The sequence below is a fragment of the Actinomadura hibisca NBRC 15177 genome, assembly GCF_001552635.1.
Classification (GTDB): domain Bacteria; phylum Actinomycetota; class Actinomycetes; order Streptosporangiales; family Streptosporangiaceae; genus Spirillospora; species Spirillospora hibisca.
The window spans coordinates 1-24,058 of sequence record NZ_BCRO01000124.1; the positions used below are offsets into that span (position 1 = coordinate 1).

Consider the following 24,058-nt stretch of genomic DNA (forward strand, 5'->3'; position numbering starts at 1 on the left):
CCAGTTAGGCACTCGCGCGACGGCTGAGGCCTTTGAGACAGGCCCTGGGGCCATGCCGTGCGGCCTTTCCGGCGGTCGTGACCTGGGAGAAATCTTCATCCGATACGATCCGCTGACCTTTGCTGGCAAGTGCGGTCATATCGGGAGGTTCGCGTGGACACCGGGGTCGTCGTCGTCCTGCTGGTGCTGATCCTGGTCGCGCTGGTGGCGCTGATCGTGGTCGTGCTGCGCCGCCGCCCGCCCGCCGCGCCGCCCGCCCCGTCGGGCATGCCGCGCGACCCGTTCGAGGCCGCCGACCTGCCCGCGGGCGACCCGCGCGCCATCAAGGCCGGCGACATGGTCGAGTACCTGGGCGTGCGCTACTTCGTGCGCGGCTCGTTGCGCATCCGCGAGGGCGGCTTCACCTGGGCCGAGCACCTGCTGGACGCCGACACCGCCGCCGGGGAGAAGGTCTGGATCTCGGTGGAGGAGGACCCCGACCTGGAAGTGGTCTGGTGGACCGGCCGCGAGATCGGCGACCTCAAGCCCGACGCCAAGCTGATCGAGGTGGACGGCGTCTCCTACCGTCGCGACGAGCACGGCACCGCGACCTACGAGAGCGAGGGCACCACCGGCGTCGGCGTGCAGGGCCAGGTCGAGTACGTCGACTACGAGGGGCCCGGCGGCCGCTACCTGTCGTTCGAGCGCTACGGCGGCGGCACCTGGGAACTCGGCACCGGCGAGAAGGTCCCGGCGGGCACCATGACGATCTATCCCGGCAGCTGACGTTGCGCGCCGCCCTCGACACCCCCTACTCCGACACCCGCGCCGACGAGCTGACGTTCGTGCTGGGCCTGCCGCCGCTGGAGGCGCTGGCGACCCTGGCCGTCGAGCGCGCCGGGCACCGGGTGCTGCTGCGCCTGCTCGGCGCGTCCCACCAGGTGCTGGTCGGCGCGCCCGACGACGCCGACTTCAGCGAGACCGTCGCCTGCCTGCCCGGCCACCCCGGACCGCTGCCGTCCCGCGTGGAGCGGCAGGTGGCGGGCTGGTCCTACGACTTCCGCGCCGAGACCGCCGCCCACCACCGCGACGGCGACTTCGTGCGCGCGGTGGACGCGGCGCGGCGGCACACCGAGGGCCGCGACGACGCGCTGACCGGCACCTTCCCCGGTTCCCCGCACGCCCTGACCGCCCTGGCCCTGGACCCCGCCGGGCTCGCCTGGCGGACCTGGCACGCCTACCCCCAGACCCGGGAGATCGTGATGACCTGGAGCCGGCTGGAGCCCCGGCCATGAAGCGCGCGCTCGTCGGCGGCGGGCTGCTGGCCGCCATCGGGGTGTTCATCCTGGTGATGGCGCTGGTGTCCGGCGGTTCCTCGCCCAAGGGCTGGATCGCCCGCACCTACGCCAGGACCGCGCCGGGCACCTACCTGTCGACGGACTCGGCGCTGCGCACCGCGCAGCGGATCAGCGCCAAGTACAAGCCGTCCGACCGCGCCGCCGACCCGACCGGCGTCTACCTGCGCTACCCCGACCTGGTGGTGGCGGTGCTGCCGCAGGGCGGGAAGGGGTCGCGCATCACCGTGGACACGGCCGCGCGCGGCTACGCCCGCTACCACTCCTCGGTCGGCGGCCGCTGGGGCGGTCCGGGCGGGCACGCCTCCACCTTCCGCGGCGGCGGCCCGGGGGAGGGCAAGTGAGCGAGAGCAAGGACCGCGGCGGCGCGATCGGCTGCGGCATCATCATCCTGATCTTCGCGGCGGTCTTCGGCGTGCCGTTCCTGTGGAACATGTACGACAACGGGGTGTTCGACGGCAAGCAGCCCGACCCCGCGACCGCGCCGATCTTCGGGCCGAGCGAGGCCGGGCGGCTGGTCGAGCGGCTCGACACCGCCGCCAGGGCGCAGGGGATCTGCTACGGCTGGGTGATCGACTCGGGCCGGTCGGCGCGCATCCCGGTGGTGACGCCGTCCTACGGCGGGACGTTCAGCCCGCAGCCGACCACCGCGCCGAGCGCGCGGCCCGTCCCGAACCCGTCCGCGCCGCCCGCGCCGGGCACGTCGCAGCGCTCCGCCGTGCCGGCCCCGCCGTCCGCGCCGAACCCGAACGCGTCGCCGCGCTCCGCCGCCAGGCCGCGCGCCACCGCCGTGCCCCGGCCGGCGAGCCCGCCGCCCACCGTGCCGCCGGAGGTGACCAGGGAACTGTCCGAGCCGGGCGTGGAGTTCGGCTCCAACCTCGGCGTCGGCGTCGACCCGCGCCAGGCGCCCGCCCGGTGCCCGCAGTGGGCGATCCTGACGGCCCAGTACTCCTACTCCTCGATCGACAAGGAGTGGACCAGCGGCTCGGTCAGCGTGCAGGACAACCTCGGGGCGGGCAACGACCTGCGCCTGTCCAACCTGGACCGGCTGGGCCTCACCTCCGCCGACCTGGTCGGCGACAACGCCACCGGGCGGCTGGCCGACGCGATCGGCGCGGTGCCGCTGCTGCTCGCCGAGGAGGGCCGGGCGCGGCCGGTCGCGCCCGCCGCCGGGGCCGTGCCCGCCGGGGACGAGATCTCCTCGTCCCGGGGCGCGGGCTTCTACGTCTTCACCACCATCGCGATCGTGCTGATCGCGGGCGGCGCGGTGTGGATCGCCGTCGCCGCAGTCCGCAGCCGGAAGGGCAGCTCCTGATGATCGACGACATCCTGGCCGAGAGCGGCGCGCTGCTGGCCTACGGCGTGCTGGGCGTGCTGCTGATGGCGCTCGGCTACCTGGTCGTGGAGATCACCACGCCCGGGAAGCTCGGCGAGCAGATCTGGGTCGAGCGCAACCGGGGCGCGGCGCTGGTGCTGGCGGCCAAGCTGCTGGGCGTCGGCGCGATCGTGACCACCGCCATCGTCAGCAGCGAGGACGACCTCGGCGCGGGCCTGCTCAGCACCTCGGTGTACGGGGTGCTCGGCATGGTGCTGATGGTCGTCGCGTTCTACCTGCTGGACCTGCTGACGCCGGGCAAGCTCGGCGCGACCATCGTCCAGGACGGGACGTTGCACCCGGCGTCCTGGGTGGTGGCCGCCGCCGACCTGGCCACCGCGGCGATCGTCGCCGCCGCCATCTCCTGAGCCCGGCTCGGGACCGTACCGGGGGGAGGTCCTGACATGACGACCGAACTGAGCCTGCCCGCGCGCGCCGCGCGGTCGGCCGTGCTGGCCGCGGTGTTCACCTGCGCGGCGTGCGGGCTGGTGTACGAGCTGGCGCTGGTGGCGCTCGGCAGCTACCTGGTCGGCAACTCCGTCACGCAGGCGTCGATCGTGCTGTCGGTGATGGTGTTCGCGATGGGCGTCGGGTCGTTGCTGGCCAAGCCGTTGCAGACCCGTCCGGTCGCCGCGTTCGCGATCATCGAGGGGGCGCTGGCGCTGGTCGGCGGGCTGTCGGTGCTGCTGCTGTACGCGGCGTTCGCGTGGCTGGACCTGTACGTGCCCGCGCTGGTGGTGGTCGCGTTCACGGTCGGCGCGCTGATCGGCGCGGAGATCCCGCTGCTGATGACGCTGCTCCAGCGGATCCGGCGGCAGGACGCGGGCTCGGCGGTCGCCGACCTGTTCGCCGCCGACTACGTGGGCGCGCTGGTGGGCGGCCTCGCGTTCCCGTTCTTCCTGCTGCCGCTGTTCGGGCACATCAAGGGGGCGCTGCTGGTCGGCGCGGTCAACGCCGTCGCGGGCATCGCGGTGGTGTTGTGGTTGTTCCGGCGGCAGCTCCGGCGCGCGGTGCGGGTCGGGTTGTGGACGGGCATGGCCGGGGTGCTGGCGGTGCTGGGCGCGACCTACCTGCTGGCCGACGGGTTCGAGGTGAACGCGCGGCAGGCGCTGTACCGCGACCCGATCGCGCTGGCCGAGCGCACCCCGTACCAGGAGATCGTCATCACCCGGAAGGTGGCGCTGTCGGGCCGTCCGGACCTGCGGCTGTTCCTGAACGGCGACCTCCAGTTCTCGTCGGTGGACGAGTACCGCTACCACGAGAGCCTGGTGCATCCGGTGCTCGCCGGATCGCGCGGCCGGGTGCTGGTCCTGGGCGGCGGCGACGGGCTGGCGCTGCGCGAGGTGCTGCGCTACCGGGACGTGCGCGAGGCGACGCTGGTGGAGCTGGACCCGGAGATGATCCGGCTGGCCCGCACCTACGGGGAGATCGCCGACCTGAACCGGCACGCGTTCGCCGACCCGCGCGTGCGGGTGGTGAACGCCGACGCGTTCTCGTGGCTGCGCGGGGCGTCGGCCCGCTACGACTCGGTGATCGTGGACATGCCCGACCCCGACGACGTGGCGACCGCCAAGCTGTACTCGCAGGAGTTCTACGGCCTGGTGAAACGGGTGATCGCGCCGGGCGGCCGGATGGTGGTGCAGTCGGGGTCGCCGTACTTCGCGCCCCGCTCGTTCTGGAGCATCGAGAAGACGGTGCGCGCGGCGGGCCTGGCGACGGTGCCGTACCACGTGGACGTGCCGAGCTTCGGGGACTGGGGCTACGTGCTGGCGGGCGCGGACCCGAAGCTGGAGCTGGCCTCGGACACCCCTGCCGACCTGCGCTTTCTGGACGCCGGGGTGTTGCGTGCGTCCGCGACGTTCGCCAAGGACCTGCGGCGCGACGACGTCGAGGTGAACACGCTGATGAACCCGCGGCTCGTCGAGTACGAGAACGACGAGTGGAAGGACGCCTAGCCCTCAGTCGCGGGGCACGGTGGCGCGGATTGCCTTGTCGACCGAGCGCTGGAACGAGGTGACCAGCGACTGGATCATGAGGGGCTTGAGCTTGCCGGTGAGCTCCAGCAACCGCCGCCGCTCCTCGGGGGGCCGCCCGCGCTCGCGGTAGGGGCGGACGACGGTGTCGCGGAAGACGCGCTGCAACTCGGCGGCCAGCTCGGTGGTGTGCCGCTCGACGGCCTCGTGCGCGGCGATCAGAGTGTCCAGAGGCATGGCCGAAAGCTCGGCGCCCACTCCCAACAAGGCGGGACTGAGCACCCGCACAACACCACCGGTGGAGAGTTCGACGATCCCAAGGGCGGCGAGCTTCTTCAAAGCCTCATCATCAAGATGCCGCCCGGCCCGCTGATCGAGCTCGTCCCGCCCCAGCTCCTCGGTTCCCTCCGGGGCCCAGGGCGACAACAAGGCCCGCTGCAACGCCAGGTCCTCGGGCGGGGTGTCGAACGGGATCTTCTCCAGGTGCTTCTCGACGGCGGCCAGCGTCAGCCCCAGCGCCTGCAACTCGCGGATCAGCTCCAGCCGCGCCAGGTGCTCGGCCCCGTAGAGCCCCGTCCGCCCGCGCAGCCGGGGCGGCGGCAACAACCCCTTGCCCGCGTAGAAGCGCAGCGTGCGGACGGTCACCCCGGCACGGGCGGCCAGCTCGTCCACCGTCATGTCCGCCATGGGGCTCCCCGCTCCGATCTATGTGACACCACCAGTGTTACATTAACTCTGTATCAGGACCTACTTACCCCCTGAGGAGAGCCGCCGCATGGCACGGGAGATCTTCACCGAGGAGCACGAGGCGTTCCGCGACATGGTGCGGTCCTTCATCGCGAAGGAGATCGCGCCCTATCACGCGCAGTGGGAGAAGGACGAGATCGTCTCCCGCGAGGTGTGGCTGGCCGCCGGGCGCCAGGGCCTGCTGGGCATCGAGATGCCCGAGGAGTACGGCGGCGGCGGCAACACCGACTACCGCTACTACACCGTCTTCAACGAGGAGCTCGCCAAGGCGATGGCGAGCGGCCCGGGCTTCGCGGTGCACAACGACGTCGTGGGCGGCTACCTGGTGCAGCTGCTGAACGACGAGCAGAAGGCGCGCTGGCTGCCCGGCTACTGCTCCGGCGAGCTGATCACCGCCATCGCGATGACCGAGCCGGCGGCGGGCTCGGACCTGCAGGGCATGAAGACGACCGCGGTCAAGGACGGCGACGACTACATCGTCAACGGCTCCAAGACCTTCATCACCAACGGCATCCTGTCCGACCTGGTGATCGTCGCGGCCAAGACCGACGCCGACGCGGGCGCGCACGGCGTGAGCCTGCTGATGGTCGAGCGCGGCATGGCGGGCTTCGAGCGCGGCCGGAACCTGGACAAGGTGGGCATGCACGCCCAGGACACCGCCGAGCTGTTCTTCGACAACGTGCGCGTCCCGAAGGCGAACCTCCTGGGCGAGGAGGGCATGGGCTTCATCTACCTGATGCAGAACCTGGCGCGCGAGCGCCTGTGCATCGCGGTGTCGGCGGTGGCGGGCGCGCAGGCGGCCTTCGACCAGACGGTGGAGTACTGCAAGACCCGTGAGGCGTTCGGCCGCCCGATCGGGAAGTTCCAGCACAACCGCTTCACGCTGGCCGAGATGAAGACCGAGATCACGGTGGCCCGCGCCTTCCTGGACCAGTGCATCGCCGAGGAGACCAGGGGCGCGCTGTCGGCGGAGAACGCGTCGATGGCGAAGTGGTGGACGACGGAGATGCTGAAGACGGTGGTGGACCGCTGCGTGCAGCTGCACGGCGGCTACGGCTACATGAACGAGTACCCGATCGCGAAGGCGTACCAGGACGTCCGCATCCAGACCATCTTCGGCGGCACGACGGAGATCATGAAGGAAATCATCGGCCGCTCCATCCTCTAGCCTGCGGCGAAGACGCTTTCCGCGCGATCGACGGCGTGGGCGGCATGGAGGACGGCGGTGGCGGCTTCGGCGGCCGCCGCCGTCAGCTGTTCGACGGGCCACTCGGCGGGCGGGCGGCCGCCGGACACGATGGCGTCCAGCACCGTGTGTCCGTCCGCGCTGGTCTCGATGCGCCGTACGTCCGTCCCGCGCTCCTCGGCGATCACCAGAGCGTCCACGACCCACCGGTACGCCCGTTCACGGGCTGCGGGCTCGGTGCGGGGATCGTCTCCGGTGAGGTCGGGGAGTTGGGCGGCCACCGCGCCGGCCGCACGCGGATCGAGCCGCGCGACGAAGGCCAGCATGAGCCTGCGGACCGCCACGTCATCGTCCTCTTCGGCGACGACCAGCGCCGCGTGTTCGGAAGCGTGCGCCAGCAGGTCCGAGGTGAGTTCACTCGGTGCCGAGACGTGCCCATCGAGGCCGCGTCGCGGATTGGCTTCGGTAGCGGTCAGCGATGCCGCCCTGCCGATGACGGAGAGCAGGTCGCGAAGTTCCTGAGTGAGGTCATCGCCCTCTTCCAGCGCTCTCTCCAAGGCCGCGTACATGTCGTTGTACGGGTCGCTCTCGAACTCTTCGGGCGCGACTGCCTCAGTGATCCGGAGAGCGCCGACGAAGTCGGCCATGGGCCTCAGGATCTCTTCGCTGAGCTCGTCCGCCAGTTCCTCCAGAGCGACGCCGACCGGCCCGGCACCGCTCAGCAGGAGCGCGGTGTGGGCGACCTGGTAGAAGCCGGTGACGTCTTCGGCGAGCGCGTCGAGCAGCCCCCACCCTTCCTCGGCGGTCAGCAGTTCCGGTTGCCGGACGGCCAGCCATACGGCGGCATGCGCGAATGCGGCCGCGCGGATCTCGTGGGCGTCGTTCGCCTCACCTCGCTCGACACGGGACGTCTCCCGTTCCGCCAGCGCGGCGACCACGTCGTTGTCATCGAGTTCGTCCAGGAGCTGCCACGGGTTGTTGGTCCCGCTCAGCGGGGACAGGAGCGTGGCGAGGGCAGACATGCCCGCGCGAAGCAGGTTCCGCAGCCGCCTGGCGCTGAGCTGGTCATGACGGCCTTCCGGATCATCGTCGAGGACGCGGTTCCATAGCAGCGCATGGTCCTCCATGAAGCGCTCAAGGAGGGCGTGACCCCGCATATGGTCCTCGGTCCAGCCCTCTGTCTCGTGCTGTACAGCTGTCGCTCTCACGAGCTGGAGGAGATCGGCCGTCAGTTCCGCGTCGGCTTCTCCGAGGACGACCGGTCCGGGTTCGGAGGACAGCTCCCGTTCCAGCCGTGCCGCCTGGATCAGCAGCGTGCCGAGCTCTCCCGCCAGTTCGGGGCTCCAAGCGTGATCGGCCGCGCCGATGGCCACGTCGTCGGCGTCGATCCGCGGCCGGTCGGACCGCCTGGGTACGTTCCAGAGCGACCGCACACCCGCGAGCAGCAGGTACCGGGCGGCCAGGGACTGCAGATCGTCGCCGATCAGGTGCTCCAACGGCCACCGCACCGTGGGCTCCTCCTCGTCCGCGAAAGGGGGCAGCCAGTTCTCGGCGTCGTGCGGCTCGTCGAGCGGCGTGATCAGCACCTCCGTCACGGTGTACTCCATCAGCCCGGGGCTCCAGCTCGTGCAGTGCCCGCCGAGCGCCGCGGTGGCCAGCGCGGCCTGCTCGTACCGGATGTCCTCGCCGTCCAGCACGACGAGGACCATCCCGCCGCCGGGATAACCGAGGACGCGGTAGTCCAGCACCGTTCCGCCGGTGCCCTCGTGCTCGTCCTCGGCTGCGGGCAGGAGGGGCAGCGGCGAACTCCAGCCCTCCTCCACGGCGGCGGCCAGGGCGTCCATCATGGCGGTCGTCTCGTCCGCGTCCGGTCGGGGTCCGGCAAGAGTGATCTTTCCTAGGAAGGGCACCCGACCATGCTCTCAACGGCGTCGGACACTTGCCGGGCTTCCGCGGGAATCAGCGCGGCCCCGGCCTGCTTCCGCGCTGGCCGGAGTCTCGTCCTCACCGCCCGGGACGGGATCCGCCGGAGCTTCGGGATCTTCGGGCCTGTCGAGGCGGCGCTCCGGCTCGTCGGGCGGTTCGGCGTGACCGTGCTTCTGGGCGCAGTCTCCGAGCTGGTGGCCGAACATGCGATCCGGCAAGAGCCGATCCGCAGGCGGATTCACCGCCTGAGGCAAGGACACCGGCTCGACGAGGGGAGGGCGGTCGGGCTCGTCCAGCCGCAACAGCCGGTACATCTCCTTACGCAACAACCGCGCCGACTCGTCGGGCCGCGAGCTGAGCTCGTCGCGGAACGCGGTGCAGGCGCGTTCGTCGAAAGCGTGGAGCGAGTCGTCGAGTTGCGGACCGAGCGGCTGTTCCCAATCCACGCGCGGTGCGATCGCGCCGAGCCGTGCGACGTGTGAACCGGGTGACACCTCGGTCTCGGAGAACGCACCGAGCAGCACCGGAACACCGAGCGCCGCGCCGTAGCAGGTCACCGATCCGTGATCGCCGATGACGTGGTCCGCAGCCACCAGTGCGGCCTGCCAGCCTTCCTCAGGGGGCAGCAACCGCAGCCCGTCGGCGCACCAGGCGATGATCTGGCGGCGGCCGTGCCAGGCCCAGATGTGCGGGTGCAGGGCCACGACGACCTGGTATTGGTCGGGTGACAGTTCATCGACGACGCGTTGCAACAGGTCAGAGCGTTGCCCCAGCAGGGAGTGCGCGCCCCAGGTGGAACTGATGAGGACGACTCGTCGTCCGTCTCCGGTGCCGAGCGCCCGGCGATAGGCCGTCTGGTACGGCAGGCTGGCGATCAGCCGGTCCAGGCAGGGATCGCCGCAGACGAAGGCGACCGGCAGCGCCTCGGGGCACTCGGCCTCGACCTGCCGCAGGTGTCGTTCGTGCCCGAACGCCATCGCCGAAGGCACGACCCGTCCGTCCACCACCACCCGGTGCCGCAGCAGCCCCGTCACCGGACGGTCGGCGGCCGGGCCGAATCCCGGCGCACGGTGCAGCAGCTTGCCCGGACCCGCGCCGTGCGGGATCGTCAGCACCGGCGCGTGCAACTGCTCCAGCATCCCGTGGCTCGCTGCGACACAGAGGTCGAAGGGCGTCTGCACAGCCTGCTGCCAGGGCAGTACCAGCCCGCCCATCCGGTGCAGCATCTCGTCGAGTCCGCCGGTGAAGGCCGAGGCGGGCGCGCGGGTGTAGGCGACCGCGATGCGCGGATCGCTCTCCAGAAGGGGCATGACGTCGGCCAGGCGCGTGGCGGCGGTGACATGGTGGGTGACGGCCAAGACGGTGCGGCGTGCGCGCACGGTCGAACCCACGGCCCCGGACGGGCCGAACGGTCCTCGTGGCCACGCCTCGGCGTTGCCGTGCATTCTTCACTCCTCGGCGTGATGGTTATGCCTTCGGGGTGCAGTGCTGCTTTGTGGCCGGGCCGGCTTCGGTGGTGCTATTTCCTTCTTTGTAGTCGGAAGTAGAGCGGATCGTCGTTCGGGAACTTCTGCGTGACGGGCAGGACGATCGGGCGAATCCATGTACGCGGACACAGCTCCGCAAGAGCTTCTCGTCTGTAAGCGTGCGTCAGGCTCCGGGGGGTTACAAGACGGTTCCGGCGTTTCCCGTTTCCTCTTGGAGGTGGGGAATGTGGTTCTGCGGAATTGTCAAGGTCGCCGTTCTCGGAACGGTGGAGAAAGGGCGGCCGGTTGTGGTCCGGCTAGCGGAGGATGACGCGGTCGGTGGGGGCTTCGGGGTCTTTCAGCCAGCCGTCGTGGCCGTTTTCGGCGCTCCAGCGGCGGCCGTTGTGGCGTACCTCCGTCAGGCCGTACACCTGCGCGTGCGTCGTCGCCCACGAGGCCACCGCCCAGCCCGTGCGGGAGCTGGAGACCCGGATCGCGTCCGTTGGCCGGGGTGGGGGCGGGCTCGACACTGTTTGCGGGGTGTCCAGCTGGAGGCGGCTGCCGAAGGCTCGGCGCAGTTCGCGGATCGCCTCGGGGCGGCGCGGCTTCGTCTTCTTGTCCGGCGGGAACCAGCAGCGCACGCTCGCCGGTTCGCGGCCCGTGAACGCCTTCGCCAGCAGTTTGCCGTCCGGTTCGTGCTGGGCGTAGGCGTCGCCGTCGGCGCTGCGCTGCACGCGCTGGGCCGCGTCGTGCAGGTCGCGGTCCAGGTAGTCCTTCACCTTGGTCAGGGCGTCGAAGAACTTGCTGGTGGAGGTGACCGGGTCGCGCAGCTTGTCGGGGCTGCCCCAGCCCTGGGACGGGCGCTGCTGGAACATGCCCACCGAGTCGCGGTCGCCGTCGGCCAGGTTCCGGATGTGGGACTCCTGGATCGCGGTCGCGTAGGCGATCACGGCGGCGCGTTCGGGGAGCTGCTTGCGGAAGGCCACCGCCGCGATCGTGCTCGCGTTGGCGGCCTGCTCCAGGTCCAGCGGCATCTTCCCGGCGGGGGTCCGCACCTCGCAGCCCGAGCCGTGCAGATAGGGGCGGACCTGGCGGAACAGGAGGTAACCGCCGGTCCCCAGAACGAGCACGGTGACCAGCGTGACGGCGGTCCAGCGCCACCGCCGCGCACCTCGCTTGTCCTTCGCCGTTGCAGCCACGCGACGACCGTACCGGGAGATGGCCCCACTAAGCTCAAGGGCCATGACCCAAACGTTCACCAGCCCGCTTTCGGGGGTCGTCGACGAGCTGTGGGAGCGGCGCGCCGAGCTGTCGCCCGACGACGCGGGCGCGCGGGCGGCGATCGTCGCGGCGGTCGACCAGATCGACGCCGGGGAGGCCCGCGCGGCGTTCGTGGACCCGGGCAGCGGTCAGGTCGTGGTGGACGAACGGGTCAAGCGCGCCATCCTGCTCAGCTTCAAGGTCCTCGGCATGGTGCGCTCGCAGGTCGGGGACTTCCAGTACCACGACCGCATCCCGCTGAAGTCGCGGCTGGAGGGCGTGCGCGTGGTGCCCGGCGCCATCGCCCGCTGGGGCGCCTACCTGGCGCCCGGGGTGGTGCTGATGCCGTCGTTCGTGAACATCGGCGCGTACGTGGACGCGGGCACGATGGTCGACACCTGGGCCACGGTCGGGTCGTGCGCCCAGATCGGCCGGAACGTGCACCTGTCGGGCGGCGTGGGGATCGGCGGGGTGCTGGAGCCGCCGAACGCGCGGCCGGTCGTGATCGAGGACGACGCGATGATCGGCAGCCGGTCGATGATCACCGAGGGGGCCCGGGTGGGGCGCGGGACCGTCGTCGGCGCCGGCACCAACCTGTCGGCTTCCACGCCTGTCATCGATGTGGAGAGCGGTGAGGAGATCGCTCGGGGGTATGTCCCGGACTGGTGTGTCGCGGTGAGTGGCACGCGGGTGAGGGAGTTTCCCGGCGGCACCTTCGGGTTGCCTGCCGTGCTCGTCATCAAGCGGCTGGAAGAGGGACGGCGGCATGACAAGGCCGCGCTGAACGAGCTCTTGCGGGATCACGGCGTCAGTGGGTGACGGCGGGGGTTCGTAGGGCGTTGAGCACGGTGGTCACCGTTGAGCGGTCGCCTTTGGGGAGGGGCACCGCGCAGGGGTCGGTGAAGATCTTCAAAGGGGTCCTTCCTGCAGGCGTTCGGCCGCCAGCCTGATCACGCGCTGCTGGGCGGGTGAGAAGTCGGCGATCATCAGCTCGCCCAGCAGGCCGCCGAGCGGGTCGTCCGCCTGGTCGGGGACGGGCGCGGGCAGCAGCGCGCCCAGCTCCTCGACGAACCCCGCCGCCACCTCCTCCACCTCGTCGTCGGCCAGGTCCATGAACCGGCGGCTCAGCGCGGCCAGCCGGGCGGTGCGGTCGGGGTCGGCGGCCACCTGCCCGTACATCCCGGCCATCCCGGCGGCCCACGCGGCGGGCGCGACGTGCTCCAGCAGGCGGGCGGCGTTGCGCTCCAGCTCGATGATCTCCGGGTCCACGGCGCTGGACAGCTCGTGCAGCGCCGCCGTCACCTCGGGGGACAGGCCCGGCTCGCCGCCTCCCGCCAGCAGCCGCGCCACCGTCTCGCGCTGCCGCCGGATCTCGGCCTCCCGGCGGGCCAGCTCGGCGTCCAGGTCGGTCAGCACCTCGGTGAGGTCGGCCGAGCCGTCGGCGAGCGCGTCGGCGACCTCCGCCAGCGACAGGCCCAGCGACGCCAGTTGCCGGACGCGGATCAGCCGCACCACGTCGTCCATCCCGTAGGAGCGGTAGCCGGAGGCGTCCCGCGCGGGTTCGGGCAGCAGCCCGACGTGGTGGTAGTGGCGGATGGTGCGTTGCGTCACGCCGACCAGCTCGGCGATCTCTCCGATCCTCAGCACGCCACCCATCCAACGCCCTGCCGTCGCGTCAAGGTCAAGTACCCTGCTGACATGCGGCTTGACCTCTTCTCGGACGTGGCGGACCTGACGGCGGCGATCGTGGACATCGAGTCGGTGAGCGGCGACGAGAAAGCCCTCGCCGACGCCGTCGAGGAGGCGCTGCGCGCGCTGCCCCACCTGACGGTCGTCCGCGACGGCGACTCGGTCGTGGCGCGCACCGAGCTGGGCCGCGACGAGCGCGTCGTGCTCGCCGGGCACCTGGACACCGTCCCGCTGAACGGCAACCTGCCCTCCCGCGTCGAGGGCGACCGCCTGTACGGCTGCGGCACCACCGACATGAAGAGCGGCGTCGCCGTCCAGCTCAAGCTGGCCGCCGCGCTCACCGAGCCCAGCCGCGACGTCACCTACGTGTTCTACGAGTGCGAGGAGGTCGAGGCCGAGCGCAACGGCCTCAAGCGCATCGCCGAGACCCGCCCCGAGCTGCTGGCCGGTGACTTCGCCGTGCTGCTGGAGCCGACCGGCGGCCTGATCGAGGGCGGTTGCCAGGGCACCATGCGCGTGGAGGTCGTCGCGCGCGGCGAGCGCGCCCACAGCGCCCGCGCCTGGATGGGCTCCAACGCCATCCACAAGGCGGCCGGGATCCTGGACGTGCTGCGCGCCTACGAGCCCACCAAGCCCGAGGTCGACGGCCTGGAGTACCACGAGGGCCTGAACGCGGTGTTCGTCAGCGGCGGCGTGGCCGGGAACGTGATCCCCGACGAGTGTGTCGTCACCGTCAACTACCGGTTCGCGCCCGACAAGTCGGTGGCCGAGGCGGAGGCGCTGCTGCGCGAGCGGTTCGCGGGCTTCGAGCTGCGCGTGGTGGACGCGGCCCCGGCGGCCCGGCCCGGCCTGAACCACCCGGCGGCGGCCGCGTTCGTCGCCGAGAGCGGCGCGGCGGTGCGCGCCAAGCTCGGCTGGACCGACGTCGCGCGCTTCGCCGAGCTGGGCGTGCCCGCCGTCAACTACGGGCCCGGCGAGCCGACCCTCGCCCACACTAAGGACGAGTACGTCGAGCTGCCCCTGATCGCCGAGTGCGAGCGCCGGATGATGTCGTGGCTCGGCTGAACGGCGGGACCAGGTCCCGGCGGGCCGGTTACGGTGACGGCATGACATCCGAAGAGTCCCGCACGCACCGCCAGGGGCCCGCGACGCTGCGCGGCCGCGCCCTCCCGCAGACCACCACCGACCAGCGGCTGCTGGACAGCCGGGGCCCCTCGGACTGGCTGCACGCCGACCCGTGGCGGGTGTTGCGCATCCAGGCCGAGTTCGTGGAGGGCTTCGGCCTGCTGGCCGAGCTGCCCCAGGCCGTCAGCGTCTTCGGCAGCGCCCGCACCAAGCCCGACTCGCCCGAGTACAAGCTGGGCGTGGAGGTCGGCGCGAAGCTGCACCAGGCGGGCTACGCGGTCATCACCGGCGGCGGTCCGGGCATCATGGAGGCCGCCAACAAGGGCTGCGACGACGACGGCGGCCTGTCGGTGGGCCTCGGCATCGAGCTGCCGTTCGAGCAGAGCATGAACGAGTACATCGACATCGGGCTGGAGTTCCGTTACTTCTTCGTGCGGAAGACGATGTTCGTGAAGTACTCGCAGGCGTTCGTGGTGCTGCCGGGCGGCTTCGGCACGCTGGACGAGCTGTTCGAGGCCATCACGCTGGTGCAGACCAAGAAGATCACCCGGTTCCCGATCGTGCTGATGGGCACCGAGTTCTGGGGCGGCCTGGTCGAGTGGATCAAGGCGACGATGCTGACCGGCGGCAAGATCGCCGAGGCCGACCTCGACCTGTTCCACCTCACCGACGACCCCGACGAGGCCGTCCGGCACATCGTCGAGGCCCACGAGCGGGAGGCCCGGCGCAAGGAAGAGGAGGCCGCGGTCGAGGCCACGGCCGAGGCCGCCGGTACCTGAGCCGCCTTCTGGCCGGGGCGGCGGGGATCAGGGGAGGTCGTCCCAGAAGTTGTGGGTCTCGTAGCGTGCGATCGCCCCGGCCAGGTACTCCACGAACAGCGCCGCGCCCTCGTCCAGGTCGAGTTGCGCGAACCGCACCCGGGCGAGGCTCGCGCGCAGTTCCTCGTCCGGGCCGCTGCCCTGCACCTCCAGGATGCCGCCGTCCTCGTCCAGGGTGCAGGTCAGCCCGTGCGGCGCGCACGGGACCAGGATCGCCGCCACGCGCCGCCTGCCCCGTCGCGGCGCGACCAGGTCCGGCAGGTCGCGCTGCACGTCGCACTTGGTGAACGACAGCAGGATCAGGTACGGCGACGGGCCGTCGCCCTCCTCGATCCGCGCCCGCTCGTCGCACAACACGCGCAGCGCCTCCGCGTGCGTGGACAGCGCCCGGAACTCGCGCGGGCCCGGCACCCGGAACCGGCCGATCGGCAGGCCGGTCAGCAGCGACAGGTCCGCGCCCGCGCCAATGATGCGCACGTCCGGGCAGGACTCCTCCGACAGCAGGCCCGCCAGCAGCGCGTACATGGCCCGCGGCGCGCCCCGCCCCGCGACCCCCAGCTCCCCGAGGGCGAACAGGTCGATGCCGACCTCTCCGCCGTCTCTGCCCGGGAGCACGAGCTCTCCGGCGTCGGTGAGTCTCGGGAGAGTATCGGTACCCAACGCTTCCCCTCAGATGGCTCCGTCGTCCAGGTGGGCCACCAACGATGACGCTATCGAGGAAGGGAGTCAACGGAGAGTGAGCAACCTGCGACCGGTGGGACTCGGGACGGGTCAGCGGCGCACGACGCCGGTCCCCGCCTCCCACCGGTAGAACTCGCGGGCCATGGCGTCGGCGGGCGAGCGCCACGTCTTCGGGTCGTACGCCTGGACGTGACCGGACAGCTGGCGGCTCAGCCGGACGAACTCGGGGTGTTCGTGGATGCCGTTCAGCGTCCTGTCCGTGCTCTCCTCCACCTCCGTCAGGTGGAAGTACAGGCCGTGGAACGACAGCAGGCTGCGGCTGACCGTCCCGGCCACCTCCGGCAGCTCGGTGCCCTCGTCGGACTCGGCGAACAGGCGCGCCACCTCCTTCTCCGACGAGGGGGACATGCGGGCGACGATCAGGAACCTGTCCATGGGAACCATCCCTCGGTCGGGGCTGTGAGCCGGTAGCCGCAGAGTGTGGTCACCGCAGCTCGGGGGCCGCTCGAAGGACGGTGGAGCGAGCCCGCGTTGAGCCCGCTTCGAGGCGTCCTTGCAAGCCTGGCGTATGCCCTCCTCGAAGGATGCCCCGACCGTCGACCCCCGCCCCGACGTCACGCCGGCCTTCCCGTTCCGGCCGGACGACCCCTTCCAGCCGCCGTGCGAGCACGCGCGCCTGCGCGCGTCCGACCCGGTCGCCAAGGTGGTGCTGCCGACCGGCGACCACGCGTGGGTCGTGACGCGCTACGCCGACGTCCGGTTCGTCACCTCGGACCGGCGCTTCAGCAAGGAGGCGGTGACCCGGCCGGGCGCGCCGCGCCTGATCCCGATGCAGCGCGGCTCCAAGTCGCTGGTCATCATGGACCCGCCCGAGCACACGAGGATGCGCAAGATCGTGTCTCGCGCGTTCACCGCCCGTCGTGTGGAGGGGATGCGCGCGCACGTGCGCGACCTGACGTCGGGGTTCGTGGACGAGATGGTCGAGCACGGCCCGCCCGCCGACCTGATCGCGCACCTGGCGCTGCCGCTGCCGGTCACCGTCATCTGCGAGATGCTGGGCGTTCCGCCGGAGGATCGGCCGCGCTTCCAGGACTGGACCGACCGGATGCTCACCATCGGCGCGCCCGCTCTCGCGCAGGCCGACGAGATCAAGGCCGCGGTCGGGCGGCTGCGCGGCTACCTCGCCGAGCTGATCGACGCCAAGACGGCCGCGCCCGCCGACGACCTGCTGTCGTTGCTGAGCCGCGCGCACGCCGACGACGGCCTCAGCGAGGAGGAACTGCTCACCTTCGGCATGACGCTGCTGGCGGCGGGTTACCACACCACCACGGCGGCGATCACGCACTCGGTCTACCACCTGCTGCGCGAGCCGTCGCGGTACGCGCGGCTGCGCGAGGACCCGTCGGGTATCCCGGCGGCCGTTGAGGAACTGCTACGGTACGGGCAGATCGGCGGCGGCGCGGGCGCGATCCGCATCGCGGTCGAGGATGTGGAAGTCGGCGGCACCCTCGTGCGCGCGGGCGAGGCGGTCATCCCGCTTTTCAACGCCGCCAACCGCGATCCGGAGGTGTTCGCCGATCCCGAGGAACTCGACCTCGGCCGTACCGACAACCCGCACATCGCGCTCGGCCACGGCATCCACTACTGCCTGGGCGCGCCGCTCGCCCGGCTGGAGCTTCAGGTCGTGCTGGAGACGCTGGTGGAGCGGACGCCCGCGCTGCGTCTCGCTATCGACGATGCCGACATCACCTGGCGGCCCGGCTTGGCGTTCGCGCGGCCGGACGCGCTGCCCATCGCCTGGTAGGCACGGATGTGAAAGGGCCCGGCACGCCATGCGCGTGCCGGGCCCTTCGTTGTTCTTACAGGGCGTGCACCACTTCGTAGAAATCGAAGCCGCGCCCCGAGGAGGTGTCCCGGAACGGGCGCAGGCCGGACGTCTGGCCCTTGTGCGCCGGGCCCTGCTCCCATTCCTGGAACCGCGCGGCGTCGCTCCACAGGCTCAGCACCGCGAACCGTCCCTCGTCGAGCGTGGACGCCAGCAGCTCGCTGCCGAGCAGGCCGGGCGTCCCGCGCAGTTCCTCGCAGACCAGCTTGTACGCCTGGACGACGGCCTCGGGGTCGTCGCCCGGAGCCTGGTAGCGGACCAGGACCCGCACCTGCCCGGCCGTCACCGGACCGGCTCCGCCGCCGCGCGGCCGAGGTCGTGCACGACCTTCATCGTCGCCATGCTGCCCTTCACCCGGTACGGGTGCAGCTTGCGGCGGTGCTCGACGTGGCCGTCGCTGCGCTCGAACTCGCGGAACCGCGCCTCGTCGATCCAGTCGCTCATGATGTAGTAGACGCTCTCCTCGTCGTCGCTGCGCAGCAGCCACTGGCCGAGGTTGGCGGGGTTGCCGCTGACGGTGTCGCCGACCGAGTACCAGACCCGCTCGAACTCCGCCTCCCTGCCCGGGACGATCTCCATCCGGAGCATCACCCGGAACACCGGGCCGCTGTCGGCCATGGTCACATCCCCCCGTCCACGTTGACGGTCTCGCCGGTGACGTAGCGCGCGCCGGGACCGGCGAGGAACAGCACCACGTCGGCGACCTCGTCGGCCTGGCCGAGCCGCTTGAGCGCGGTCATGCTCTGGTAGCGCTCGCGCTGCACGGGGGGCAGGTGCGCGGCCTGGTCGGTCTCGGTGATGCCGGGCGCGACCAGGTTGACCCGGATGCCGAGCGGCCCCAGCTCCTTGCTGAGCGAGCGCACGAACCCGATGAGCCCGGCCTTGGCGGCGGTGTAGTGGGTGCGCTGCGAGATGCCGACGAGCGCGACCTTGGAGCCGACGCCGACGACCGCGCCGCCCTCCGACAGCAGCGGCAGCGCGGCCCGCACCACCAGGTACATGCCGGTCAGGTTGGAGTCGACGATCCGGTGCCACTCCTCGGGCTCCAGGTCGGCGAACGGCACGTGGCTGATCAGCCCGGCGTTGTGCACGACTACGTCGAGCGAGCCCATGCGGGCGGCGACCTCGTCCAGCAGGCGGCGGACGTCCCCGGCGTTGCCGATGTCGGCCTGGAGCACGTGGTGCTTGCCGTCGGTGGCGGCCAGCTCGGCTTCCATCGCGGCGGCGGACTCGGCGTCGCTGCGGTAGCAGACGGTGACATTGGCCCCGGCGCGGGCCAGGCCGAGCGCGACGGCCCGGCCGATGCCCCGGGTGCCGCCGGTGATCAGCGCGTTCTTGCCGGCGAACGATGTGTCGGTCATGCGTTCTCCCTGGATGTGGGCGACGGGTGGGACGGGTTCAGATGGGGCGGCACTCCATGACCTCGCGGCGGCCCGGCGTGGGCTCGCCCACCAGCTCGAAGCCGCCCGCGCGCAGCAGCCGCCGCCACTCGGCGACGGTGCGCTGCCGCCCGCCGATGATGGCGAGCATGTCGATGTCGGTGGCCTTGCTGTAGTCGCGGACGTCGCCGGGCGGGACGACGGGCTCGACCACCAGCAGCCGCGCGTCGCGGTCGGTGCCGATCGCCTCGCGCACCCGGTGCAGGATGCGTTCGGCGTCGGCGTCGGGCCAGTTGATGAGGATCGCTTTCAGCAGGTAGGCGTCGCAGCCGGTGGGCAGCGCGTCGAAGAAGCTGCCCGGGACGACCTGGACGCGGTCGGCGACCTCGTGCTTCTCCAGCACCGCCGGGGCTCCGGCCACCACGTGCGGCAGGTCCAGCAGCACGCCCTCGGTGCGCGGGCTGCTGCGCAACACCTGCGCGAGGAAGTAGCCGTGGCCGCCGCCCACGTCGGCGATCCGCGCGTACCGCTCGAACGAGCAGCGGCCGAGGATCGCCTTCGCCTGGCCCTTGCTGACCTGCGTCATCGCGCGGTCGAAGAGCCCGGCGGCGGCCGGGTCGGTGCCGAGGTAGTCGTAGAACGGCATCCCGAACGCCAGCTCGGCGGCGGGGCGGCCGGTCCGCACCGTCTCCAGCAGCTCGCCGTACGGCCGCCACCACAGGTCGCCCGCCGCCATCATGAACAGGTCGCGGTGGCTGTCGTCGGTGCCGGTGCGCAGCAGCGCGGCCATCGGGGTGAGCCCGAACCGGCCGTCCTCGTCCTCGGTGAACACCCCGAACGAGGCGGCGCAGCGCAGCACCCGGTACAGCGCGTCGGGGTCGGCGCCGACGTCGGCGGCGATCTCGGCGGGCTTGCAGGGGCCGTCGGCGACCGCGTCGGCCACCTGGAGTTCGGCGAGCACCTGCACGACCTTGGCGACGCGCATGCCGTCCAGCAGAGATTGGAGCCGCAGGCTCGCGGCGTGCGGTCCTTCCGGTTCGGTCATGTCCCTCCCTTCCCGATCGGTCACAGCAGCACGCCGAGGGCGGCCGTGTTGCTGAGCAGGGCGGCCAGCGTCAGGCCGGTGCGCGCCGCGTTCCAGCCCGCCCAGCGGCGCAGGAACGCGGGCGCGCTGAACCCGGCGGGCGGCGCGGCCGGGTCCAGCCGCTTGATCCGGCGGTTCATCGGCACGTTGCGGGTGAGCGAGATCGCCACCACCGCCAGCGCGAGCACGGCGGCGAGCGCGCAGAGCACCCGGGCGGCGGCGGTCGGCGCGACCGCCGCCGCGACCGCGTCGGCCGCCACCGTGACCAGCAGGCACACCGGCTGGAACGGGTCGTAGCGGCCGACCGCGAAGGCGTGCGCGGCGATGTAGCGGTCCTCGGGCAGCGTCCGGTAGTACGGCACGACGCCGAGGACGCTGCCCGTCAGCACGCCCGCGCACAACCCGTTGCCGAGCAGCGCGACCGGGAGCAGGAACTCGATCACCGCGCGCCCCGGGCCGCCCGCTCCACCTTGTCCTTGATCAGCTTCATCTGGACGGGGGAGTTGCTCTGGATGCGCTCGGTCATCGCCGCCAGCGACACCGGCGACGCCTCCTTCATCGCGAAGTCCTGCCGCCAGCGCATCTCCACGCCGCCGGGCACCTCGCGGTAGTCCCAGCGCAGGTTCATGTGCTCGAACCAGCCGGTCTCCACGCGGTGCGCGTTGACGGTGAGCGCGGCGCGGTCGGGCGTGCGCTCCGACACCCACGACCAGGCGTTGCCGTCGGCGTCGGGGTGCATCGTCAGCCGGAAGCGGACGGTGTCGCCGTCGCGCTCCAGGATCTCGGCCGAGGCGTACTCGTCGAACAGCTCCGGCCAGGAGGCGACGTCGTTGGTCATGTCCCAGACGACGTCGAGCGGCGCGTCGATCACGATCACGCTGTCGGTGCGCCACTGCGTCATCGCTCGGCCACCGCCCGCCCGTTCACGTAGTCGAGGAACATGCGCGGGGTCTCCAGCCCGGACGCGTCGTCCTCGGGGATCAGCACGCCCCACTGCGTCTCGATGCGGGCCGCGAGCTCCAGCACGGCGAGCGAGTCGTACTCCAGCTCGGTGAAGGTGGAGTCGAGGATGTCGCCGTCCAGGTCGATGTCGTCGGCCTCGCCGACGGCGGCGCGCATCAGCGCGCGCAGGTCGTCGATGGTGCGTTCGCGGGTTGCCATCTCGTCCGTCCTCTCGGGTCGTTGTCAGGTGTTCGGGCCGCGCAGCACCAGGGCGGCGTTGAAGCCCCCGTAGCCGCGGGCGATGATCAGTGCGGTGCGCAGCCGGGCCGGGCGCGGTTCCGCGCCGACCAGGTCGAGCGCGTAGCCGGGCGGGACGTCCGCGCCGCCGGCCGTCGGCGGGATCACCGAGTCGTGCATGGCCAGCAGCGCCGTCGCGGCGTCGAGCGCGGGGCCGCCCGCGTACAGGCGGCCGGTCAGGCTCTTGGGCGCGGTGACGGGCACGCCGCGCGGCCCGAAGACCGCGCCGATCGCGTCGGCCTCCGCGCGGTCCAGATCCGGGACGCCCGCCGCGTCGGCGAACACCACGTCCACGTCGGCGGGTGTGAGCCGGGCGTCGTCCAAGGCGGCGCGCACGGCTCGCTCCAGCGTCGGAGGGCGGCCCGAGCCCGGCGGCGGGTCGAAGGTCGCCGCGTAGCCCGCGATCCGCCCGTAGGAGCGGTCCTGCGCGGTGGCGGCTTGCTCGATGATGAGGATCGCGCCGCCCTCGCCCGGCACGAAGCCGTTCGCGGCGGCGTCGAACGGCAGGTAGGCGCGGGCCGGGTCGGCACCCGTGCTAAGCCGCCCGCTGCCGAGCTGGCAGGTCAGGCCGTACGGACTGAACGGCGCGTCGGTGCCGCCGGACACCACCACCCGCGCCCCGTCCGCCAGGTAGCGGCGGGCCTGCGCGAACGACTCCAGCGCCCCGGCCTGCTCGGCGACCACGACGCCGCAGGGGCCGCGCATCCCGTGCCGGATGGAGATCTGGCCGGTCGTCGCCGCGTAGAACCAGGCGATCGACTGGTAGGCCCCGACGTGCCGGGGCCCGTCCCGCCACAACGCCTGGATCTCGCGCTGCCCGAACTCCACGCCGCCCGACGAGCTGGCGGTCACCACCGCCATCTCGTACTCGGGCAGCTCGGCCGGGACCACGCCCGCGTCGGCGAGGGCGAGGTCGGTGGCGGCCAGCGCCAGGTGCGTCCAGTGGTCGGTCTGCGGGATGAGCCGCCCCGGGACGCGCTCGGCGGCGTCGAACCCGGGCACCTCGCCGCCGAACGGCGACGGGTAGCGCGAGGCGTCGAACCTGGTCAGCGGCCCGATGACCGGGACGCCGCGCAACGTCGCCGCCCAGTGCTCCTCGACGCCGATCCCGGTCGGCGCGACCACGCCGATCCCGGTGACCGCCGGCGCGTCCGCCGTCAGGACGCTCACGCGGCCTCCCGCAGGACGGTGGCGGACTGGAAGCCGCCGAAGCCGCTGCCCACGCTCAGCACCGTGCGGATGCGGCCCTCGCGCGCCACCAGCGGCACGTAGTCCAGGTCGCATTCGGGGTCGGCGTTGTGCAGGTTGGCGGTCGGCGGCACCACACCGTGCTCGATCGCCAGCGCGCACGCGGCCAGCTCGATCGAGCCGATCGCGCCGAGCGAGTGCCCGACCATCGACTTGATGGAGCTGACCGGCAGCTCGTAGGCGCGCTCGCCGAGGCTGCGCTTGAACGCGGCCGTCTCGTGCCGGTCGTTCTGCTTGGTGCCCGAGCCGTGCGCGTTGATGTAGTCGAGGTCGGCCGGGGCGACCCGGGCGGCGTCCATCGCCACCCTGATCGCCTCGGCCATCTCGCGGCCGTCGGGCTTCAGGCCCGTCATGTGGTAGGCGTTGCCGCGCGTGGCGTACCCCGCGACCTCGCAGTAGACGTGCGCGCCCCGGCGGCGGGCGTGCTCCAGCTCCTCCAGGACGAACACCGCCGCGCCCTCGCCGAGCACGAACCCGTTGCGCTCCCGGTCGAACGGCCGGGACGCGTGCTCGGGGTCGTCGTTGTTCGGCGAGGTCGCCCGGATGGCGTCGAAGCACGCCACCGTGATCGGCGAGATGGGCGCGTCGGTGGCCCCGGCGAGCGCCACGTCCGCCGAGCCCTCGGCGATGACGCGCGCGCCGTGCCCGACCGCGTCGAGCCCGGAGGTGCAGCCCGTCGAGATCAGCGTGACCGGGCCCTCGGCCCCGCCCGCCCAGGCGACCTCGGCCGCCAGCGAGCTGGGCACCAGGTGCCGGTACAGGTGCGGCACGCCGTAGGAGTGGTCGACCAGCCAGTCGCGGCCCTGGTCGCTGACCACGACGTACTCGTCCTCCAGCCCCATCGTGCAGCCGACGGCGCTGCCGAGCGACACCGCGAACCGCGCCGGGTCGCCCTCGCCCGCCACCAGCCCGCTGTCGGCGAGCGCCTCGCGCGCCGACACCACCGCGAGCTGCGCGGCCCGGTCCATGCGCCGGACCTCGCGGGGCGTCAGCCCCTCGGCGGCGGGGTCGAAGTCGCACTCGGCGGCGATCCGGGACCGGAAGCCCGCCGGGTCGAACAGCGAGATCTTCCGGGTCGCGGTGCGGCCGTCGGTCAGCAGGTTCCAGAACGCCTTGCGGCCCGAGCCGCCGGGCGCGACCACCCCCATGCCGGTGATCGCGACGCGGCGCGGCCCGCCCCCCTGCGGTCGGCTCACGTGCGGCCCCCGACGTCGAGCCCCTGCTCGTCGGGGGCGGGCAGCTCCTCGGTGTCGACGTGGCCGAGCTCGGGGCGCGGGGCCAGCGGGCCGAGGGTGAAGACCACCTCGGCCGGCCCGACGCCGACGTTCTCGACCCGGTGCCGCACCCCGATCGGGACGAACAGCGCGGCACCCGGCTCCAGCACGACCGGCTCGCCGTCCACCCGGACCAGCACCTCACCGCGTACGACGTACAGGAATTCCTCCGAGTAGGGGTGGTAGTGCTCCGAGACGAACTCGGCGGGCTCCAGCGACAGCCGGCCCATGAAGCCGGTCGTGGTGCCGACGGTCTTCGGGCCGAGCAGCACGCGCAGGTCGCCGCCGCGCCGCCGGTTCGGCGCCACGTCCGCGGCGGTGATCTTGGTCGGTCGGTTCTCGCTCACCAGGGGTGCTCCCATCGACGGC

Annotated in this window: 28 protein-coding genes; 11 read left to right on the forward strand and 17 right to left on the reverse strand. The window is 72.1% G+C overall.

Annotated elements, in window-relative coordinates:
• The first annotated feature begins 153 nt into the window (after positions 1-153).
• The 6 genes from AH6_RS39480 to AH6_RS39505 are packed head-to-tail and all read left to right on the forward strand — an operon-like array spanning position 154 to position 4,664.
• The gene (locus AH6_RS39480) at positions 154-765 is read left to right on the forward strand and encodes a DUF4178 domain-containing protein (protein WP_067491108.1); all 612 of its coding nucleotides are present in this window, start codon (positions 154-156) and stop codon (positions 763-765) included.
• 2 nt (positions 766-767) lie between these two features.
• Positions 768-1,274 carry a DUF2617 family protein gene (locus AH6_RS39485; protein ID WP_067491110.1) on the forward strand — a complete coding sequence of 169 codons (507 nt, stop codon included), beginning with the start codon at positions 768-770 and terminating at the stop codon, positions 1,272-1,274.
• On the forward strand, positions 1,271-1,678 hold the full coding sequence (locus tag AH6_RS39490; RefSeq protein ID WP_067491112.1) for a DUF4247 domain-containing protein: 408 nt from the start codon (positions 1,271-1,273) through the stop codon (positions 1,676-1,678). Before AH6_RS39485 ends, AH6_RS39490 begins: the two co-directional genes overlap by 4 nt.
• A complete protein-coding gene (locus AH6_RS39495; RefSeq protein ID WP_067491114.1) occupies positions 1,675-2,649 on the forward strand; it encodes a hypothetical protein in 975 nt (324 codons plus the stop codon). The genes AH6_RS39490 and AH6_RS39495 overlap by 4 nt, the downstream gene beginning before the upstream one ends.
• A complete protein-coding gene (locus tag AH6_RS39500) occupies positions 2,649-3,077 on the forward strand; it encodes a DUF350 domain-containing protein (RefSeq protein WP_067491116.1) in 429 nt (142 codons plus the stop codon). Before AH6_RS39495 ends, AH6_RS39500 begins: the two co-directional genes overlap by 1 nt.
• 36 nt (positions 3,078-3,113) lie before the next feature.
• Positions 3,114-4,664 carry a polyamine aminopropyltransferase gene (locus AH6_RS39505; protein WP_067491118.1) on the forward strand — a complete coding sequence of 517 codons (1,551 nt, stop codon included), beginning with the start codon at positions 3,114-3,116 and terminating at the stop codon, positions 4,662-4,664.
• Between the two features lie 3 nt (positions 4,665-4,667).
• Here AH6_RS39505 and AH6_RS39510 read toward each other — a convergent pair whose 3' ends face one another.
• The gene (locus tag AH6_RS39510) at positions 4,668-5,369 is read right to left on the reverse strand and encodes a MerR family transcriptional regulator (protein ID WP_067491120.1); all 702 of its coding nucleotides are present in this window, start codon (positions 5,367-5,369) and stop codon (positions 4,668-4,670) included.
• A gap of 88 nt (positions 5,370-5,457) precedes the next feature.
• Between AH6_RS39510 and AH6_RS39515 the strand changes: the two genes are divergently transcribed.
• Positions 5,458-6,597 (forward strand): acyl-CoA dehydrogenase family protein, encoded by a 1,140-nt coding sequence (locus AH6_RS39515; RefSeq protein WP_067491122.1) that lies wholly within the window; start codon positions 5,458-5,460, stop codon positions 6,595-6,597.
• On the opposite strand, the gene AH6_RS39520 is transcribed toward AH6_RS39515, so the two are convergent.
• The 3 genes from AH6_RS39520 to AH6_RS39530 form a co-directional block, all read right to left on the reverse strand.
• Positions 6,594-8,462, reverse strand: coding sequence for a hypothetical protein (locus AH6_RS39520; protein WP_067491124.1), 1,869 nt, complete (start codon positions 8,460-8,462; stop codon positions 6,594-6,596). The genes AH6_RS39515 and AH6_RS39520 overlap by 4 nt on opposite strands.
• A 75-nt stretch (positions 8,463-8,537) precedes the next feature.
• Positions 8,538-9,986: a hypothetical protein gene (locus AH6_RS39525; protein WP_067491126.1), complete on the reverse strand. Its 1,449-nt coding sequence runs from the start codon at positions 9,984-9,986 to the stop codon at positions 8,538-8,540.
• Between the two features lie 338 nt (positions 9,987-10,324).
• Positions 10,325-11,206 (reverse strand): hypothetical protein, encoded by an 882-nt coding sequence (locus tag AH6_RS39530; protein WP_245679681.1) that lies wholly within the window; start codon positions 11,204-11,206, stop codon positions 10,325-10,327.
• Positions 11,207-11,249: 43 nt separating this feature from the next.
• Here AH6_RS39530 and AH6_RS39535 point away from each other — a divergent pair, with 43 nt between their 5' ends.
• Positions 11,250-12,086 (forward strand): 2,3,4,5-tetrahydropyridine-2,6-dicarboxylate N-succinyltransferase, encoded by an 837-nt coding sequence (locus tag AH6_RS39535; RefSeq protein WP_067491128.1) that lies wholly within the window; start codon positions 11,250-11,252, stop codon positions 12,084-12,086.
• Between the two features lie 90 nt (positions 12,087-12,176).
• On the opposite strand, the gene AH6_RS39540 is transcribed toward AH6_RS39535, so the two are convergent.
• Complete coding sequence (locus AH6_RS39540) at positions 12,177-12,914, reverse strand: MerR family transcriptional regulator (protein WP_169807973.1); 738 nt, start codon at positions 12,912-12,914, stop codon at positions 12,177-12,179.
• Positions 12,915-12,965: 51 nt separating this feature from the next.
• On the opposite strand from AH6_RS39540, the gene dapE reads away from it, so the two are divergent.
• The gene (dapE, locus tag AH6_RS39545) at positions 12,966-14,021 is read left to right on the forward strand and encodes a succinyl-diaminopimelate desuccinylase (protein ID WP_067491130.1); all 1,056 of its coding nucleotides are present in this window, start codon (positions 12,966-12,968) and stop codon (positions 14,019-14,021) included.
• 41 nt (positions 14,022-14,062) lie between these two features.
• On the forward strand, positions 14,063-14,860 hold the full coding sequence (locus tag AH6_RS39550) for an LOG family protein (protein ID WP_067491132.1): 798 nt from the start codon (positions 14,063-14,065) through the stop codon (positions 14,858-14,860).
• Positions 14,861-14,887: 27 nt separating this feature from the next.
• Here the strand turns inward: AH6_RS39550 and AH6_RS39555 are convergent, their stop codons facing one another.
• Positions 14,888-15,514, reverse strand: a complete 627-nt coding sequence (locus AH6_RS39555; protein ID WP_067491134.1) for a hypothetical protein — start codon at positions 15,512-15,514, stop codon at positions 14,888-14,890.
• Positions 15,515-15,670: 156 nt separating this feature from the next.
• Complete coding sequence (locus AH6_RS39560; RefSeq protein WP_067491139.1) at positions 15,671-16,015, reverse strand: TcmI family type II polyketide cyclase; 345 nt, start codon at positions 16,013-16,015, stop codon at positions 15,671-15,673.
• Positions 16,016-16,148: 133 nt separating this feature from the next.
• Between AH6_RS39560 and AH6_RS39565 the strand changes: the two genes are divergently transcribed.
• Positions 16,149-17,384: a cytochrome P450 gene (locus tag AH6_RS39565; RefSeq protein WP_067491142.1), complete on the forward strand. Its 1,236-nt coding sequence runs from the start codon at positions 16,149-16,151 to the stop codon at positions 17,382-17,384.
• Between the two features lie 55 nt (positions 17,385-17,439).
• Here the strand turns inward: AH6_RS39565 and AH6_RS39570 are convergent, their stop codons facing one another.
• Genes AH6_RS39570 through AH6_RS39615 form a run of 10 tightly spaced genes read right to left on the reverse strand, consistent with a single transcriptional unit; the run spans position 17,440 to position 24,036 of the window.
• Positions 17,440-17,751, reverse strand: coding sequence for an antibiotic biosynthesis monooxygenase family protein (locus AH6_RS39570; protein ID WP_067491144.1), 312 nt, complete (start codon positions 17,749-17,751; stop codon positions 17,440-17,442).
• A complete protein-coding gene (locus tag AH6_RS39575; protein WP_067491146.1) occupies positions 17,748-18,083 on the reverse strand; it encodes an antibiotic biosynthesis monooxygenase family protein in 336 nt (111 codons plus the stop codon). Before AH6_RS39575 ends, AH6_RS39570 begins: the two co-directional genes overlap by 4 nt.
• Positions 18,084-18,085: 2 nt before the next feature.
• Entirely contained in the window at positions 18,086-18,826 is a 741-nt protein-coding gene (locus tag AH6_RS39580) for an SDR family oxidoreductase (RefSeq protein ID WP_067491150.1), read from the reverse strand.
• A 37-nt stretch (positions 18,827-18,863) separates the two neighbouring features.
• Complete coding sequence (locus tag AH6_RS39585) at positions 18,864-19,889, reverse strand: methyltransferase (RefSeq protein WP_067491155.1); 1,026 nt, start codon at positions 19,887-19,889, stop codon at positions 18,864-18,866.
• Between the two features lie 20 nt (positions 19,890-19,909).
• Positions 19,910-20,371, reverse strand: coding sequence for an anthrone oxygenase family protein (locus tag AH6_RS39590; protein WP_067491157.1), 462 nt, complete (start codon positions 20,369-20,371; stop codon positions 19,910-19,912).
• Positions 20,368-20,829, reverse strand: coding sequence for an SRPBCC family protein (locus AH6_RS39595; RefSeq protein WP_067491159.1), 462 nt, complete (start codon positions 20,827-20,829; stop codon positions 20,368-20,370). Before AH6_RS39595 ends, AH6_RS39590 begins: the two co-directional genes overlap by 4 nt.
• Positions 20,826-21,089: an acyl carrier protein gene (locus AH6_RS39600; protein ID WP_067491162.1), complete on the reverse strand. Its 264-nt coding sequence runs from the start codon at positions 21,087-21,089 to the stop codon at positions 20,826-20,828. The genes AH6_RS39595 and AH6_RS39600 overlap by 4 nt, the downstream gene beginning before the upstream one ends.
• A 24-nt stretch (positions 21,090-21,113) precedes the next feature.
• Positions 21,114-22,337 (reverse strand): ketosynthase chain-length factor, encoded by a 1,224-nt coding sequence (locus AH6_RS39605; RefSeq protein WP_281180308.1) that lies wholly within the window; start codon positions 22,335-22,337, stop codon positions 21,114-21,116.
• Entirely contained in the window at positions 22,334-23,563 is a 1,230-nt protein-coding gene (locus tag AH6_RS39610; RefSeq protein WP_067491182.1) for a beta-ketoacyl-[acyl-carrier-protein] synthase family protein, read from the reverse strand. Before AH6_RS39610 ends, AH6_RS39605 begins: the two co-directional genes overlap by 4 nt.
• Before the next feature lie 44 nt (positions 23,564-23,607).
• Entirely contained in the window at positions 23,608-24,036 is a 429-nt protein-coding gene (locus AH6_RS39615; RefSeq protein ID WP_067491164.1) for a cupin domain-containing protein, read from the reverse strand.
• Positions 24,037-24,058: the final 22 nt, after the last annotated feature.